Annotated in this window: 10 protein-coding genes and 1 tRNA gene; 8 read left to right on the forward strand and 3 right to left on the reverse strand. The window is 66.0% G+C overall.

From position 1 onward, the window contains the following. Positions 1-32 precede the first annotated feature (32 nt). Positions 33-1,844, forward strand: a complete 1,812-nt coding sequence (gene dnaG, locus A6M56_RS22270; RefSeq protein ID WP_102079982.1) for a DNA primase — start codon at positions 33-35, stop codon at positions 1,842-1,844. 107 nt (positions 1,845-1,951) lie between these two features. Here the strand turns inward: dnaG and A6M56_RS22275 are convergent, their stop codons facing one another. After that, the gene (locus tag A6M56_RS22275; RefSeq protein ID WP_233902588.1) at positions 1,952-2,314 is read right to left on the reverse strand and encodes a hypothetical protein; all 363 of its coding nucleotides are present in this window, start codon (positions 2,312-2,314) and stop codon (positions 1,952-1,954) included. Between A6M56_RS22275 and rpoD the strand changes: the two genes are divergently transcribed. From rpoD to A6M56_RS22310, 7 genes are all read left to right on the forward strand, one after another. Continuing rightward, positions 2,307-4,640 (forward strand): RNA polymerase sigma factor RpoD, encoded by a 2,334-nt coding sequence (gene rpoD, locus A6M56_RS22280; RefSeq protein WP_233902589.1) that lies wholly within the window; start codon positions 2,307-2,309, stop codon positions 4,638-4,640. The genes A6M56_RS22275 and rpoD overlap by 8 nt on opposite strands. A gap of 113 nt (positions 4,641-4,753) precedes the next feature. After that, a tRNA-Ile gene (locus A6M56_RS22285) sits at positions 4,754-4,832 on the forward strand. Between the two features lie 705 nt (positions 4,833-5,537). Further along, positions 5,538-7,127: a DUF2957 domain-containing protein gene (locus tag A6M56_RS22290; RefSeq protein WP_102079981.1), complete on the forward strand. Its 1,590-nt coding sequence runs from the start codon at positions 5,538-5,540 to the stop codon at positions 7,125-7,127. Between the two features lie 76 nt (positions 7,128-7,203). Further along, a complete protein-coding gene (locus A6M56_RS22295) occupies positions 7,204-8,472 on the forward strand; it encodes a DUF2957 domain-containing protein (protein ID WP_102079980.1) in 1,269 nt (422 codons plus the stop codon). A gap of 82 nt (positions 8,473-8,554) precedes the next feature. After that, a complete protein-coding gene (locus A6M56_RS22300) occupies positions 8,555-9,379 on the forward strand; it encodes an OmpW/AlkL family protein (protein WP_045787332.1) in 825 nt (274 codons plus the stop codon). A gap of 110 nt (positions 9,380-9,489) precedes the next feature. Then, positions 9,490-9,981, forward strand: a complete 492-nt coding sequence (locus tag A6M56_RS22305) for a PraA/PraB family alkane oxidation protein activator (protein WP_158656349.1) — start codon at positions 9,490-9,492, stop codon at positions 9,979-9,981. A 208-nt stretch (positions 9,982-10,189) separates the two neighbouring features. After that, positions 10,190-11,194, forward strand: coding sequence for an MBL fold metallo-hydrolase (locus A6M56_RS22310; RefSeq protein WP_102079978.1), 1,005 nt, complete (start codon positions 10,190-10,192; stop codon positions 11,192-11,194). 4 nt (positions 11,195-11,198) lie between these two features. Here A6M56_RS22310 and A6M56_RS22315 read toward each other — a convergent pair whose 3' ends face one another. Next, positions 11,199-12,476: a branched-chain amino acid ABC transporter substrate-binding protein gene (locus tag A6M56_RS22315; RefSeq protein ID WP_286758445.1), complete on the reverse strand. Its 1,278-nt coding sequence runs from the start codon at positions 12,474-12,476 to the stop codon at positions 11,199-11,201. 27 nt (positions 12,477-12,503) lie between these two features. Continuing rightward, positions 12,504-15,821 (reverse strand): acetyl-CoA carboxylase family protein, encoded by a 3,318-nt coding sequence (locus tag A6M56_RS22320; protein WP_102079976.1) that lies wholly within the window; start codon positions 15,819-15,821, stop codon positions 12,504-12,506. Positions 15,822-15,827 lie beyond the last annotated feature (6 nt).

The following is a 15,827-nucleotide window of genomic DNA, read 5'->3' on the forward strand; positions in this document are numbered from 1 at the left end:
CGACCAACGTTCCCCACAGGGGCGCACCGCGCGTGATCCCGCAGCCGTTCATTGACGACCTGCTCAACCGCGTCGACATCGTCGACGTGGTGGGCCGTTACGTGCAGCTGAAGAAGGGCGGCGCCAACTTCATGGGGCTGTGCCCGTTTCATAACGAGAAGTCGCCGTCGTTCTCGGTGTCGCCCACCAAGCAGTTCTATCACTGCTTCGGATGCGGCGCGCACGGCTCGGCCATCGGCTTCCTGATGGAGTTTTCGGGCCTGTCGTATGTCGAGGCCATCAAGGACCTCGCGCAGTCCGTCGGCATGGTGGTGCCCGAGGAGCGCGGCGGCCTGCCACCGGCCGCCCGCGCCGAGCAGCAGGCCAAGACGGTCGCCCTGGGCGACATCATGGCCCGTGCCTGCGACCACTACCGCAAGCAGCTGCGCAGCGCACCCAACGCCATCCAGTATCTCAAGGGCCGCGGCCTGACGGGCGAGATCGCCGCGCACTTCGGCCTCGGATATGCGCCCGACGACTGGCAATCGCTCGAAGCCGTGTTCGGCCCGTACCGGGACGACGCCGTTGCCGCGCCGCTGATCGAAGCGGGCCTGGTCATCGAAAGCGAGAAGACCGGCGCCGACGGCACGCACCGCCGCTACGACCGCTTCCGCGATCGCATCATGTTCCCCATCCGCAATACCAAGGGCGTGGTGATCGGCTTTGGCGGCCGGGTGCTGGGGCAGGGCGAGCCCAAATACCTCAACTCCCCCGAGACGCCGCTGTTCAGCAAGGGCACCGAGCTGTACGGCCTGTTCGAGGCGCGCAACGCCATCCGCGAGTTCGACTACGTGCTGGTCGTGGAAGGCTACATGGATGTCGTCGCGCTGGCGCAGCTCGGGTTTGCCAACGCCGTCGCCACGCTCGGTACGGCCTGCACGCCCATCCACGTGCAGAAGCTGCTGCGGCAGGTCGATACCGTGATCTTCTCGTTCGACGGGGACAGCGCCGGGCGCCGGGCCGCGCGCCGCGCGCTGGAAGCCTGCCTGCCGCACGCCACCGACAACAAGACGATCAAGTTCCTGTTCCTGCCGCCCGAGCACGATCCGGACACGTTCGTGCGCGAAGAGGGCACCGAGGCGTTCGCCCGGGAAGTCCACAACGCTATGCCGCTGTCGCGCTTCCTGCTGCAGGCCGTGACGGAAGATCTCGACCTGCGCCAGCCCGAGGGCCGTGCCCGCGCGCAGTACGAAGCCAAGCCGCTGCTCGCTGCGATGCCGGCCGGCGGCCTGCGCCTGCAGATCGTGCGCGGCCTGGCCGAACTGACCGGCACCACGCCCGCCGACATCGAAGCGCTGTGCGGCCTGCGCAGCGACCCCGCCCAGGCAGGCCGCATGACGCAGAAGCGCCCGCGTGTGGCGCGTACGGCACCGACCGCGCTGGAGCAGAAGGTGCTGCGGTTGCTGATGCGGTATCCGGCCCTGGCCGGCCGGCTCGATGCCGATGCGCGCGCCCAGTTGACAGCGCCCGAACTGCCCCAAGGTGAGGTACTGGCAGGACTGTTGGCCGAATGCGATGCCGCGGGCCCGGACGTGCACTTCGGCGCCTTTGTCGAGCGCCTGGGGCAGACGCCTTACGCCGAAGCCTTTGCCGGCCTGCGTACCGCCGTGCTGCAGGACGACATCGAACTCGAGCCCGCGATCTTGGAGTTTGATACTGCGGTGCAGAAGATGCTCGCCGAGCCGCTCAAGCGTGAGTTGGAGATGCTGCAGCGCAAGATGGAAGCCGGCCATGCGAGCGACGACGACAAGGAGCGCATGCGCTGGCTGGTGGCCGAGATCAGCCGCCGCCGGCAGCTCGTGTAGCGCCGACGCCGCAGCGCCGGGGCCAGACGGGGCGGGCCATTGCGGGTAGCCCCTTGATTTTTCAGGCGAAAACCCGATTTTCGTTTAGACCGGCCGGGTCTGACGTGCTAGAATAGCCGGTTTGGATTGCAAGACCTTTTTCCCATTTTCGGGGGAGTGAGCGTGCCCATGGTGAAGGTGAAGACCTCCGCGAAGGCCGGTTCCAAGGCCAGTCCTGCTTCTGTTTCTGCCACGCGAGTCTCATCGGCGCGCGGCGCCGGGGGCGGAAAGACCACAGCGGGAACGGCGAAAGTCGCGAACGGTCGGACCCATGTGGGGCAGGCGGGAACCAAGGCCACTGCGCCGGCAAAGACGGGGAAAGCCCAGCCGCGCCAGTCCGCCGACATCGCCGTCGCCGCCAAAACGGCACCACGCACAAAGGGTGCAGTCCAATCTTCAACCTCAGGCAAGGTCTCGACGTCGATGAGCACGAGCGCCAGACCTGGCGGCAAAGCCGCTTCCGTCGCACTCAAGGGCAAGACAACCACCGTGGCGAAATCGAAAGTTACCGAAGTCGAGAGCAAGCAGACCACTGCCAGCGCGCGCGCAACCAAGACGGGTACCGCTCGTACCAGCACCGCAGCCAAGCCGACCAAGGCGGCAGCGGAGGACACCAAGCGCACGGCCCAGGCAGCGGCCACTCCCACCCCAACTCCCCCTGCGCCCCGCGCGGCGGCGGCAGCCGAGCCCAAGAAGCGCGGTCGCAAGCCCAAGGCCGAGACGCAGGCAGATGACGACAGCAGCACGGACGTGACTGAAGAATTTGACACCCCCGCCGCTCCGGCGCCGAAATCCGAGAAGCTGAAGGCCCGTGACCGCAAGGCCAAGGAAAAGGCCCTGCTCAAGGAATTCGCGGCCTCGCAGCAAGGCGGTTCGGAAGAAGAGCTCGAGGCTCGCCGCCAGAAGCTCAAGGCGCTGATCAAGCTGGGCAAATCGCGTGGCTACCTGACCTACGCCGAAATCAACGACCACCTCCCCGACGACATGGTCGACGTGGAGTCGATGGAGACGCTGGTTGCCACGCTCAACGACATCGGCGTGGCCGTGTACGAGCAGGCGCCGGACGCCGAAACGCTGCTCCTGAACGACAACGCGCCTTCCGTGACCACGGAAGAAGAGGCGGAGGAAGAAGCCGAAGCCGCGCTGTCGACGGTGGACTCCGAATTCGGTCGCACGACTGACCCGGTGCGCATGTACATGCGCGAAATGGGCACGGTCGAGCTGCTCACGCGCGAAGGCGAAATCGAGATCGCCAAGCGCATCGAAGCCGGCCTGAAGGACATGGTCATGGCCATCTCGGCCTGCCCGGTCACCATTTCGGAAATCCTCGCCATGGGCGAGCGCGTGGCCAATGACGAAGCCAAGATCGACGAGTTCATCGACGGCCTGATCGACCCGAATGCCGAAGCCGAGGCCGCTGCCGCCGCGCAAGCCGAGGAAGACGAAGACTTCGAGGACGAGGAAGCCGAAGAGGAAGGCGACGAAGAAGAAGACGAAGACGATGACGGCGCCGGCGCGTCGGCCGCGTCTGCGCGTCAGCTCGAAGAGCTTAAGCAGGCTGCGCTCGAGAAGTTCCGCATCATCGCCGACCAGTTCGACAAGATGCGCCGCGCGTTCGAGAAGGAAGGCTACAAGTCCAAGCCGTACCTGAAGGCGCAGGAAGCCATCCAGAACGAACTGATGACGATCCGCTTCACGGCGCGCAACGTCGAGCGCCTGTGCGACACGCTGCGCGGCCAGGTGGACGAGGTGCGCAAGCTCGAACGCGCGATCCTGAACATCGTGGTCGACAAGTGCGGCATGCCGCGCGCCGATTTCGTCGCGCGTTTCCCGGGCAACGAGACCAACCTCGACTGGATCCAGTCCGTCGTGGCCGACGGCAAACCGTACAGCGCCATCGTCGAGCGCAACGTGCCGGCCGTGCACGAGCTGCAGCAGAAGCTGATCGACCTGCAGGCGCGCGTCGTTCTGCCGCTGGCCGAGCTGAAGGACGTCAACCGCAAGATGTCGGAAGGCGAGCGCCGCGCCCGCGAGGCCAAGCGCGAGATGACCGAGGCCAACCTGCGTCTGGTGATCTCGATCGCGAAGAAGTACACCAACCGCGGCCTGCAGTTCCTCGACCTGATCCAGGAAGGCAACATCGGCCTGATGAAGGCGGTGGACAAGTTCGAATACCGCCGTGGCTACAAGTTCTCGACGTACGCGACGTGGTGGATCCGCCAGGCCATCACGCGCTCGATCGCGGATCAGGCGCGCACCATCCGTATTCCGGTTCACATGATCGAGACGATCAACAAGATGAACCGCATCTCGCGTCAGATCCTGCAGGAAACCGGCCAGGAGCCGGATCCGGCAACGCTGGCCGAGAAGATGGAGATGCCGGAAGACAAGATCCGCAAGATCATGAAGATCGCCAAGGAGCCGATCTCCATGGAAACGCCGATCGGTGACGACGACGACTCCCATCTGGGCGACTTCATCGAGGATACGAACACGCTGGCCCCGGCCGAAGCGGCGCTGCATGGTTCGATGCGCGGTGTGGTGAAGGACGTGCTCGATTCGCTGACGCCGCGCGAAGCCAAGGTGCTGCGCATGCGCTTCGGTATCGAGATGAGCACCGACCACACGCTGGAAGAGGTCGGCAAGCAGTTCGACGTGACGCGCGAACGTATCCGGCAGATCGAGGCGAAGGCACTGCGCAAGCTGCGCCATCCGAGCCGTTCCGACAAGCTGAAGAGCTTCCTGGAAGGCAGCTAAGGTCGAATCCAGGGGTGGGCTTCGGCCCACTTTCGGGTAAAATCGCATACATGGCCCGGCCTAACCCGCCGGGTTTCTTTTTGCCGGGCGCCTGTTCGGGCGCCGCACACCTTGGGCCTCTAGCTCATGCTTGGTTAGAGCAGCGGACTCATAATCCGTTGGTGCCGGGTTCGACTCCCGGGGGGCCCACCATCTTTTCTTCCCTCGACGTAGTCTCTTGCTGGCCGACATGGGTGCCGGCCCCTTCAGTCTGGTGCGGCCAAGAGCGCCTTGCCCTTCCGGGACCGGCTTTTGCTAAAACACTTCCCTTCCAAGAAATATCGGCTGATTCCTGAATTCGATAATGCCGGCGCGCCAATACGTCCCCTCAATGGGGGATGGGTTTAAAACACTTCAAACGAAACCGTTTCATTCCCTCGTTTGAAAAATCGGCAGCCCGCGCCGCGCCTGCTTGTACAGGGGATGGTCGGCGGTGTTTTGAATGAAATCTCTATTTACTTCATACTCGGCGCGGACCATAGTTTCCGCCATAACGACAAGTAAATAGCCAGTAGCGTACCTTCGGAGACACAGGATGTTACGCATTCAAAACGGGCCATTCCAACATTCCGCTTCTGCGCGTGCCCACGCGCGTCATCGTCATCGCGGCGGCGATCCGGCTCGCCTGCGGTAGCAGCCTCACCTTCATTGTTTTGAGATCGGCGCCTGGCCGATCTGCGTGATACCCGCGCATTGCGGGTCGCACGCGTTCAAGCACGCTTGTCGTTTCCGTCGTTTGCCGCCCGGCCTGTGGACAAGACGAAGCGTGCGCTGCCGGCTTCCATGCGCGGCAGACGGAGTATTGGCCGGATACCGCCGGCGCCAGCACAACAAGTTCCGAAAACGCGAGGAGACACCATGGGAAGTCCACGTCATCTTTTTATTGTCATGGCAGCCAGTTGTCTGGCGGCCGTGCCGTTCATCGGCGGGTGCGGCGGGGCGGATGACCCCGGTTCGTCGGATGTGGCGCAGTGCTCGGGCAGTTCCTGCCCTCCGAGCGGCGCGACCACCACGCCCAGCACCCCCGCCAGCCTGTGCCCGGCGTCGCTCGACTATTCGACCACGTACACCGGTGGTTCGGGCAGCGGCGAGTACATCAAGGTCCGGTTCGATACGAGCAAGAACACGTACCAGATGCAGTTCATCGAGTCGTCGGTGCCGACTTCCGCGGGACAGATCAACAACACGCGCAAGGGCCTGACGATCAACGGTACGTTCGTCCATCCGACGAATCTGCCGACGGCCGAACAGAACCGCTGTGCGTTCGTGCTGCAGTCGGGCAAGACGACCGACAACAGCTATGCGATCACCGTCAACCCGCAGGATCCGCCGATGCTGTTTGTCGGCAAGGGGATCGTGGGCGGGGGCATTCCGGGCGCGACGATCCAGTTTGATGGGCCACTTCCGGGCGTGCCCATCGGCGTCGTGCCGTCGCGCACGTTCGACTTTTATCCGTTCCTCGGCTTCTCCGAGACCGTGACGGACTTCTCGCAAGTCGCCGGCCGCTACAACGAGCTCGGCGTGCATGTCACCCCGACCGGTTCGGGCAACCAGACATCTTCGCCGCAAGGCTGGGAACCGGATGCCGTGAACTGGACGCAAACGCTCAACGCTGACGGCTCCTGCACGCCAGACGCGTCGGACTATTCCTGCCACACCACCGGTACGCCGTGGACGCTGCGCCATAACGACGACGGCTCGCCGGACAACGTGTTCGTCAGCCATCCGACCGGCCCGAACACCCCCTATGCCTACGTCGGGCAGGTCTCGCCGTTGATGCTGCTGGCGCCGAGCCAGGCCAAGGGCATCATGATCGTCGGCAAGCTCGGCGGGCAGGTGGTGCCGGTGGTGATCCGCGTGGGGTACTCGTACAGCGACCCCGCGAACCTGCTGGCCTCGGTGGGCGATGACCAGATCGGCATCTCGATCCTGACACCCGCGACGCCCATCCCGACGAACGCGCTCGCCGGCGGCTACATCGGTGCGACCAGCGCATCGGCATGCGGCCTCGTGACTTCGAATGGGCCGACCACCAACATCGGCGGTTTCAACGGCATCAATGGTACGGTCCCGCACCCCGAGCTTCCCGGCACCTACAGCAATGGCTTCTTCCATCCGGAAGCCGGCAACTGCAGCGACGGTACGGCCGTCTCCACGCTCGCCGCGAACTACACGTCCACGCTGTTCCAGAACGGCACGGCCGCCTTCATCAACCCGCTCACCTCGCGTGTGACGGCGCAGTTCGGGCTCGACTACACGCAGGCCTCGCCCGGCAAGTTGATCGTCACCGCGCAGAACGACTTCAACGCGCAAGGGGCAAGCGGCAACGTGGCGCTGTTCAAGGCCGGCGACAAGGGCGTCGCGGTGAAGGTGGGCGACGTGTACGCAATGCTCATGAACAACAACAAGTACAACCCGTTCTTCACGGTGGGCGCGTTCGTCCAGTAGGACGCGCAGCAACGCAACCGCAGGCGGCAGCGCCAGCGCGCTGCCGCGTCTGAACAACGATATGGAGGAGACGCAAATGCAATGGCGTAAATGGCTGGCAGCGCTCGCGTGCGCACCGATGACGGCGGCACTCTTGACGGGATGCGGTGGTGGAGACGACCCGCCGCCGCCCGTGATCCAGCGCCTGTGTCCGCAAGCGATCGACTACAACACCGTCTTCACCGGGGGCTCGGGCTCGGGCGAACTTGTGAAGGTGCAGCTCGACACCACCAAGATGACGTACCAGATCACGTACCTGGCCTCGCCGATTCCGGTCAAGACCGGCACCGTGGCACCCACGCGCGATACGCCGCCCAACAACGTGCAGACTGGCACGCTCACGCAGGAGACGGCGCTGCCGACCGAGAAGCTGAACCAGTGCGCGTTCCGCCTGAACAACGCAAGTCTCGACCCGAGCCGGCCCGCGCGGTTCTTCCTGGGGCAAGGGGTGCTGGGCGGCACGATTCCGGGCGCGACGATCCAGTTCGACGGCATTGTCGGCGTGGGCAGGATTCCGCAGACGACCTTTCCGTATTACCCGTTCATCAGCTTCTCGAACACCGAGACCGATCTGAGCAAGATCGCGGGCAACTACAACCAGTTGGGCTATCACCAGGTGCCGTCGCAGAGCTTCTCGCAGCAGGCGGTCGATGCGCGCTTCACCATCAACGCAGACGGCACGTACACCGAATGCGACAACCTCGGCGTGAAGAACGGCGGTGCATGCCTGACCTCCACCGCGACGGTCAACCAGAAGTTCACCTTGCGCAGCGACGCGCCGGCCTTCACCACGCTGAACTACCAGCCGCAGGTGCCGCCGACGGTGTCGTCGCTCGATCCGAGCAAGGCGGGTAAGGGCGTGCTGATCGTGGGCAAGCTGTACGGCCAGCTCGTCCCGATCTTCATTCGCGTGGGCGCGGCCAACTCTGATCTGACGGCCGGCCCGCCCGTGGCTGACGACGAATCCGGCATCTCGATCATGGCGCCGGCCGCGAACGTCGCGCAGGGCTCGCAAGACGGCGAGTACACGGGCGTGGACAGCCAGTTCAACTATCGCGCCACGGCGCTGGTCGGCACGCAGGCCACCCTGCTCGACCCGTTCAACGCCTCGCAGGCCGCGCTCACCCGTCCGCTGAACCTGGACTTCACGCAGACCGTGCCGGGCGTGATCCGCACCACGCAGACGAGCGCGCCCGCAGGCTCCGCGCCGACGGGCAAGCTGATCTTCACCGGCAAGACCTTCGGCTTCCTGGACATGAGCGATACGAAGAACCCGTACTTCACCGTGGGTGCCTTCGTGCAGTGACGGCTCCATCCGAAAACGCCATGGGCGTGGCGCATGACCGAGGCAGCGCCACGCCCCGCTCAGAACAACAGGAGGAAGGAACATGAAACGACTGACTGTCGCATTGATGGCGGCTTGTGCAACGGGCGGCGCCATGGCGCAGCAGGCCGGCGACAACGTGGCCACGCTGGGGTGGTTCCACATCATGCCGCAGGACTCCAGCAACAACCTGACGACCACGGTGATCAACGCGCCGATCAACGACCCGCTGCGCCTGCCGCGCAGCTTCACGTCGCCCAACAGCGGCCTGACGGTCAACAACGCCGACACGCTCGGCCTGACGCTCACGCACTTCTTTACGGACAACATCGCGCTGACCACGATTGCCGGCGTGCCGCCCGAATTCAAGCTGACCGGGCATGGCGTGATCCGCGCGCCCGGGCCGGCAGGCGCGCTCGGGCATGTGGACCTGGATGATCCTTCGAACCAGCCGGCGGTGCGCAAGGCGCGCCAGTGGAGCCCCGGCGTCATCCTGCAGTACTACTTCGGGCATGCGCAATCGAAGTTCCGGCCGTTCGTGGGCGCGGGCGTGGTCTACAGCTTCTTCACCAACATCGAGCTGAATCCGAACTTTGCTTCGGCCGTCAATCGCGAGCTGGGCAGCGTGCTCGCCGCGGGTGCGGGCAAGCCGGGGCCGACGAGCGTGGAGGGGAAATCCTCGTCGTCGTGGTCGCCGATCTTCAACCTGGGCGCGAGCTATGCCATCAACGAGCGCTGGGCGCTGACGGCAACGGTGTCGTACATCCCGCTCAAGACCGAAGCCGCCACCGTGATCAAGGCCGCGGACGGCACGACGCTCGCCACCACGAAGACCACGCTGAAGGCCAATCCGATCATCACGTTCGTGGGGGTGTCGTACAAGTTTTAGCCGGGTGCCGCTGTCTACCTGGCTAAATCGGCGCGGCGGGCGTCCAACGGGAACGGGTTCCCGCCGCTTTCTTAAGACGGTTTCCACCGTCAGTTCCAGTGAGGCAATAAATGAGCACACGTAAAGTCGTATCTCTTGCAGTTGCACTCGCACTTGCCACCGTAGCAGCCACACCCGCACTGGCCGTCACCGTTTCGCGTGTCGATGGCCAGCCGATGAACCCGAACGGCGAGCCGTTCTCCGTGACCGGCGCAACCACGTTGTCCAAGGGCATCCTGAGCGCCAACTGCACGGTGACGTTCAACGGCACCATCACACCGTCGGGCATCGTCAACATCACGTCAACCACCTTTGCCGGTGGCGGGACGTGCGGCCTGATCACCGGCCTCACGCCGTGGACCGGGCAGGCGGACAGCACCACGCAGCTGACCATCAACAACGCTGCAGTCAATGTCTTCCTGGCGGGCAAGTGCGGCCCGAGCAAGGTGGTGACGACGTGGAACAACGATGCATCGTCGCTCACGTTCACCAACGCGCCGATGGATCCGGACTGCAAGGTCGGCGGCACCGTGTATTCGTCGCCGAAGTTCACGGTGCAGTAAGCACGCCACCGATTGGCCCGCGGATGCGCAGCCGCTGTCAATCGGCATGAAGCAATGGGCCCGGCATGTCGGGCCTGGCTTGTTCTGGGGCGTGCTTCTCAGGGCAATACCCCTGTCGCCAATAGCGACAACGCATGTGCTTCGGAAGTGGCATGATCGCGCTTGCGCCGCTGCACCGGGGCAGCGGCCAATCTTCAGGAGCCAAGACATGCGTTTGCTCACTTCCGCCGCAGCGGCCGTTGCGATGGCCGCATCCGTCGGCATCGTCCACGCACAGACCGCCACGCCTGCCGCCACACCGGCACCCGCCATTGCACAGCAACGCACGCAGGTGCCGGGCTACTACCGCATGGCGCTCGGGGATGACGTCGTGACCGCGCTGTACGACGGCTACGTCGACCTGCCTGCCAAAACGCTGGTGGGCATGAACGCGCAGTCGGTGCAGAGCCTGCTGGCACGCATGTTCGTATCGAGCACACCCGGCATGCAGACTGCCGTGAACGGCTACCTGATCGACACGGGCAGCAAGCGCATCCTCGTCGATACGGGTTCGGGTACCTGCTTCGGTCCGACCATGGGCGGCCTGGCGGGCAACGTGCGCGCGTCCGGTTACCAGCCCGAGCAGGTCGATGCGGTGCTGCTCACCCATTTGCACCCGGATCACGCGTGCGGCCTGCTGACGCCGCAAGGCCAGCCGACGTTCCCCAACGCGCAGGTGTATGTGGCTGCGCCGGAAGCGGATTTCTGGCTCAGCGAGACGATCGCGGCATCCAAGCCGAAAGACATGCAGCCGTTCTTCAAGATGGCACGCGATGCCGTGGCGCCGTACGCCGCCGCCGGCAGGCTGAAGCAGTTCAAGCCCGGCGACGAAGTGGTGGATGGCGTGCGCTCGGTGGTGGCGAACGGCCATACGCCGGGGCATAGCGGCTACCTGGTGAGTTCCAAGGGCCGCAGCCTGCTGGTGTGGGGCGACATCGTCCACAGCCACGCGGTGCAGTTCCAGCACCCCGAGGTCGCGTTCGAATACGACGTCGACCAGAAGCAGGCCGTGGCTTCGCGCCGCAAGCTGTTTGCCGACGCGGCGCAGAACAAGCTGTGGGTGGCCGGTGCGCACCTGCCGTTCCCGGGCCTGGGCCACGTGCGCAAGGACGGCAAGGCCTTCGCCTGGGTGCCGATCGAGTACGGCCCCCTGCGCACCGACCGCGCAGACTGAACCGTCACGCGCCTGCCGGCCGCTTCATCTTGCACGTGGTCGGCAGGTCGAGGTCTTTGGCGGCGGTGGTGCTTTCGGTCTTGTGGCCCCATTGCGTGCCGTCATAGCCGACCTTGACGGTCTTGCCGTCCACCGGTGCGATCGTCGAGACGACTTGCGGCAGCAGCAGTTGGTGGTCGACCTTGCGCATGGTGACTTCGCCGAGGAAGCTCTGCTTCTGCATGCCCTCCAGGGCAAGGGCGATCTTCAGCGGGTCGGTGGAATGGGCCTTGCGGATGGCATCGGTCAGCAGTTCGACCGAGAGCACGGTCCGCGGTGCGAAATGCTCGCCGGCGGCCGTCTGCCGGGCACGGGCGTCCATCTGCATCAGCGGCGCGTTGCCGCTGCCCGGCGTCCATTCCGACACCCACGTCACCTTGCCGAGCTTGGCCTGTGATACCGCCAGCACTGTGCCGGGTGCGCCCGCGCCACTGTGGTTCAGGTAGCGCACGTCGTAGCCCATGTCACCGGCGGCCTTGATGAGCAGGTTCAGATCCTGCCCCCAGTTGCCAGTGAGCAGCGTATCCGCGCCGCTGGCCTTGGCTTTCGAAACATAGGGCGCGAAGTCCTTCACCTTGCCGATCGGGTGCAGCGTCTCGCCGGTGAACTGCACGTCGGGCCGTGCCGCAGAGATCATCTGCTTGCCCAGCGACGCCCACAGCCGCCCATGCGCGTAATCCTGATTGAGCGAGTAGACCTTGCGGATGTCGGGCTGCGTCTTCACGAAGTTGGCCAGCGCGCGCATCTTCATGGCCGTGTTCGCCTCGGTGGCGAAGTGCCAGAAGCTGCAGTGCGCGCCCGTCAGGTCCGGGTCGATCGACGCGTAGTTGATGATGAGCACCCGCTTGTGGGGATTGCGCTCGTTGTGCTTCGTGGCCGCATCGACCATGGCCGCCACCACGGACGAGCCCGAACCCCCGGTGAAGACGATCTTCGCGCCGGCATCGATCGCGCTCTGCAACGCCGACAGGCTGTCCTGCGCCGAGAGCTTGTTGTCGTACGTCGACAGTTCGTAGCGCGCACCGCTGAGCACGCCCTGCGGCTGCGCGTTGGCGTCGTCGATGGCGAGCTTGATGTTGGCCAGGAACTGCTCGCCCACGTTGGAGAGCGGGCCACTCAGCTGATCGATGAACGCGACCTTGATCGGCGCGGCATCGGCGGCGTGCGCCTGCGGTGCGCAAAGCAGCGTCGCGGCACAGGCCAGCGCTGACGACGGACGGGCGAAGCGGAATGATGCAGCCATGGGGTCTCCTTGATTGTTCGTTGTGGCCTACCACGTATCGATGAAGCGGCGCGAGGCAGGGTCGCGCGTATGCCGCGGCGGGGCAGGCGGCACCGATCGCAGCCCGCGCAGCAGCCAGCGGCGCGTGTCGGCGGGGTCGATCACCGCGTCGATCTCGAGATAGCTCGCAATGTTGAGCGCGCGGCCTTGCTCGTAGGCCTCGTCAACCATCTTGCGGAACAGCGCCTCGCGCTCGGCCGGGTCTTGCACCGCTTCCAGCTCCTTCCGGTAGCCGAGGCGGATGGCGCCCTCGATGCCCATGGCGCCAAACTCGCCGCTCGGCCACGACGCCGTGAAGAACGGCGCCTGGAAGCCGCCCGCCGCCATCGCCATCGCCCCAAGGCCGTAGCCCTTGCGCAGCACCACCGTGAAGAGCGGCACGCGCAGGCTGCCCGCCGTGACGAACATCCGGCAGACGTGGCGCACGGTGGCCGTCTTCTCCGCTTCAGGGCCCACCATGAAGCCCGGCGTGTCGCACAGCGAGACGATCGGCAGGTCAAAGGCGTTGCACAGCTGCATGAAGCGTGAGGCCTTGTCGGCGGCGGCCGAATCGATGGCGCCGCCGAGATGCCGGGGGTTGTTGGCAATGCAGCCGAATGCGCGGCCTTCGATGCGGATCAGCGCGGTGATGATGCCCACGCCAAACGCCTTTCGCAGCTCCAGCACGGAGCCGGTGTCGGCCAGTGCATCGATGACGGCGCGCATGTCGTAGCTGCGCAAGCGGTTTTCCGGGATCACGTGGCGCAGGCGTCGGGCGTCGCTGGCGCTCCAGTGGGCGAGCGGGCCCTGGAAGTAGCTGAGGTATTGGCGCGCCGCGTCCACGGCTTGCGCTTCGTTCTCGACGAGCACGTCGATCACGCCGTTGGGGGCCTGCACGCTCACGGGGCCGACCTCCTCGGGGGCATACACGCCCAGGCCGCCGCCCTCGATCATGGCCGGTCCGCCCATGCCGATGGTGGCATCGCGCGTGGCGATGATCACGTCGGCGCAACCGAGCAGCGCCGCATTGCCGGCAAAGCACCGCCCCGACACGATGCCCACCGTCGGCACGAGCCCCGACAGGCGCGCGAACTGGATGAAGGTCGGGCAGTCCAGCCCGCTGATGCCGCGCTTCTCGGTGTCGCCGGGCCGGCCGCCGCCGCCTTCGGCAAACAGCACGACGGGCAGCTTCCACTGCTGCGCCAGGTCCAGCGCGCGGTCGGTCTTCTTGTGGTTGAAGGTGCCCTGCGTGCCGGCCAGCACGGTGTAGTCGTAGGCCAGCACCATGCAGCGGGCGTCCTGGTCGGGAAAGTGCGCGCCGTTGACGGTGCCGATGCCGGTGATGATGCCGTCAGCCGGCGTCGAGCGGATCAGGTCGTCCAGCGAGCGCCGTTGCCGTTGCGCGGCAATGGCCAGGGCGCCGTACTCGATGAACGAATCGGCGTCGCACAGGTGCGCGATGTTCTCGCGCGCGGTGCGCTGGCCCGTCTTGCGTCGGCGGGCGACGGCCTCGGGCCGGTTCTCGTCGAGCCCGAAGGCATGGCGGTCGATGACGGCCTGCAGATCGGGGCGGATGTGGTCCAGGTCGACTTCAACGTCCGCCGCTTCGGCGTGCTGGTCGGCATCGTCCAGCTGCAGCGCCAGCAGCGGCTGGCCTTCGCGCATGGTGGCGCCGGGTTGTGCATACACCTGAAGCACGTGCCCGGATGCCGGCGCGAGCACCACGTGTTCCATCTTCATCGCCTCCATCACGGCCAGCACCTGGCCGCGCGTGACGGCTGCGCCGGCTTCCGCGTGGATCTGGATCAGCGCACCGTCCATGGGCGCCGTCAGCAGTTCGGCATCGTCCGGCAGATCATCGATGGGGACGTGGCGCGCCTGCCCATCCGGATCTGCCGCGGCATCCGACGACGGATGAAACGCTCGGTGCGCACCGTCGCTGGCGTTCAGCAGCTCCGTCAGGCGCGCGTCGAGAAACTGCGTGTGGACCGCGTTGGCCTGCACGTCTGCATCGCTCAGGAGATCCTGCAGCAGCCGCTTGTTCGTCGCCAACCCTTCGATGCGGAATTCGCACAGTGCGCGGTACGTCTGCGCCAGCGCCTGCGCATACGTGCCGCGCGCTGTATGGACGATCAGCTTGGCGAGCAGCGAATCGAAGCGCGGGTTCGGCCGATAGCCGACGTAGCCGCACGTGTCGACGCGCACACCCGGGCCATTGGGTGGCTCGAACGCGGCAAGCGTGCCGGTGGACGGATGCGGCTGGCCGGAAGCGTCGAGCGTTTCGGCATTGATGCGCACCTGGACAGCGTGGCCGCGCGGTGCGATCGGCTGGCCCAGCCCAAGCTCTGCCAGCGACGCCCCTTGCGCGAGCGCCAATTGCGTCGCCACGAGGTCGACACCCGTCACCATCTCCGTGACGGTGTGTTCGACCTGCACGCGCGGGTTGGCTTCCATGAAGTAGAACGCGGCGTGCGGTGTGCCGGCGCCTTCCACCAGAAACTCGAATGTGCCGATGCCGCAGTAGCCGGCCGCTTTGGCGAGCGCAATGGCCGCGTCGGCGATGCCCGCGCGCAGGGCGTCGTCCAGCGCGGGGCTGGGTGCGATCTCGACCAGCTTCTGGTGACGGCGCTGCAGGCTGCATTCGCGCTCGCCCAGGTGCGCGACATTGCCGTGTGCGTCTGCAACGATCTGGATTTCAATGTGGCGCGGCGCCGGCACCAGCGCTTCCACGTAGACGTCGCCGCTGCCGAATGCGGCCTGGGCCTCGGACACGCAGCGCGCATAGGCCTGCGCAATCGCAGCCGCATCGTGCACCGCGCGCATGCCGCGCCCGCCGCCGCCGGCCACGGCCTTGATCATCATGCCGTGCGACGGCGGCAGCGCCGCGAAGAACGCCTGCGCCTCCTGCAACGACGTTGCGCCGCGTGTGCCATTGACGATCGGGATGCCGACTTCGTGTGCCAGCGCCCGAGCCCGGGCCTTGTCGCCGAACATGTCGAGCACGCGCGGGGCAGGGCCGATGAACTGCACGCCGGCTTCGGCGCACCGGCGCGCGAACGCGGCGTGCTCGCTCAGAAAGCCGTAGCCGGGGTGGAGCGCGTCGGCGCCCACGGCGCGCGCGGCGGCGAGAATCGCTTCGCCATCGAGGTACGCACGGGGGCCGGTGCCGGGCAAGGGTACGGCTTCGTCGGCGCGCAGCGGGTGCAGGGCATCCCGGTCGTCTTCGGAATAGACGGCGGCGCAAGGCAGGCCGACCGAGGCGGCCGCGCGGGCAATGCGAATGGCGATCTCGCCGCGATTGGCGATCAGCAGTTTGCGAAACGTCATGTGAGG

Origin of the sequence: Ralstonia sp. RL (assembly GCF_001683835.1) — a bacterium.
GTDB classification, from domain to species: domain Bacteria; phylum Pseudomonadota; class Gammaproteobacteria; order Burkholderiales; family Burkholderiaceae; genus Ralstonia; species Ralstonia mannitolilytica.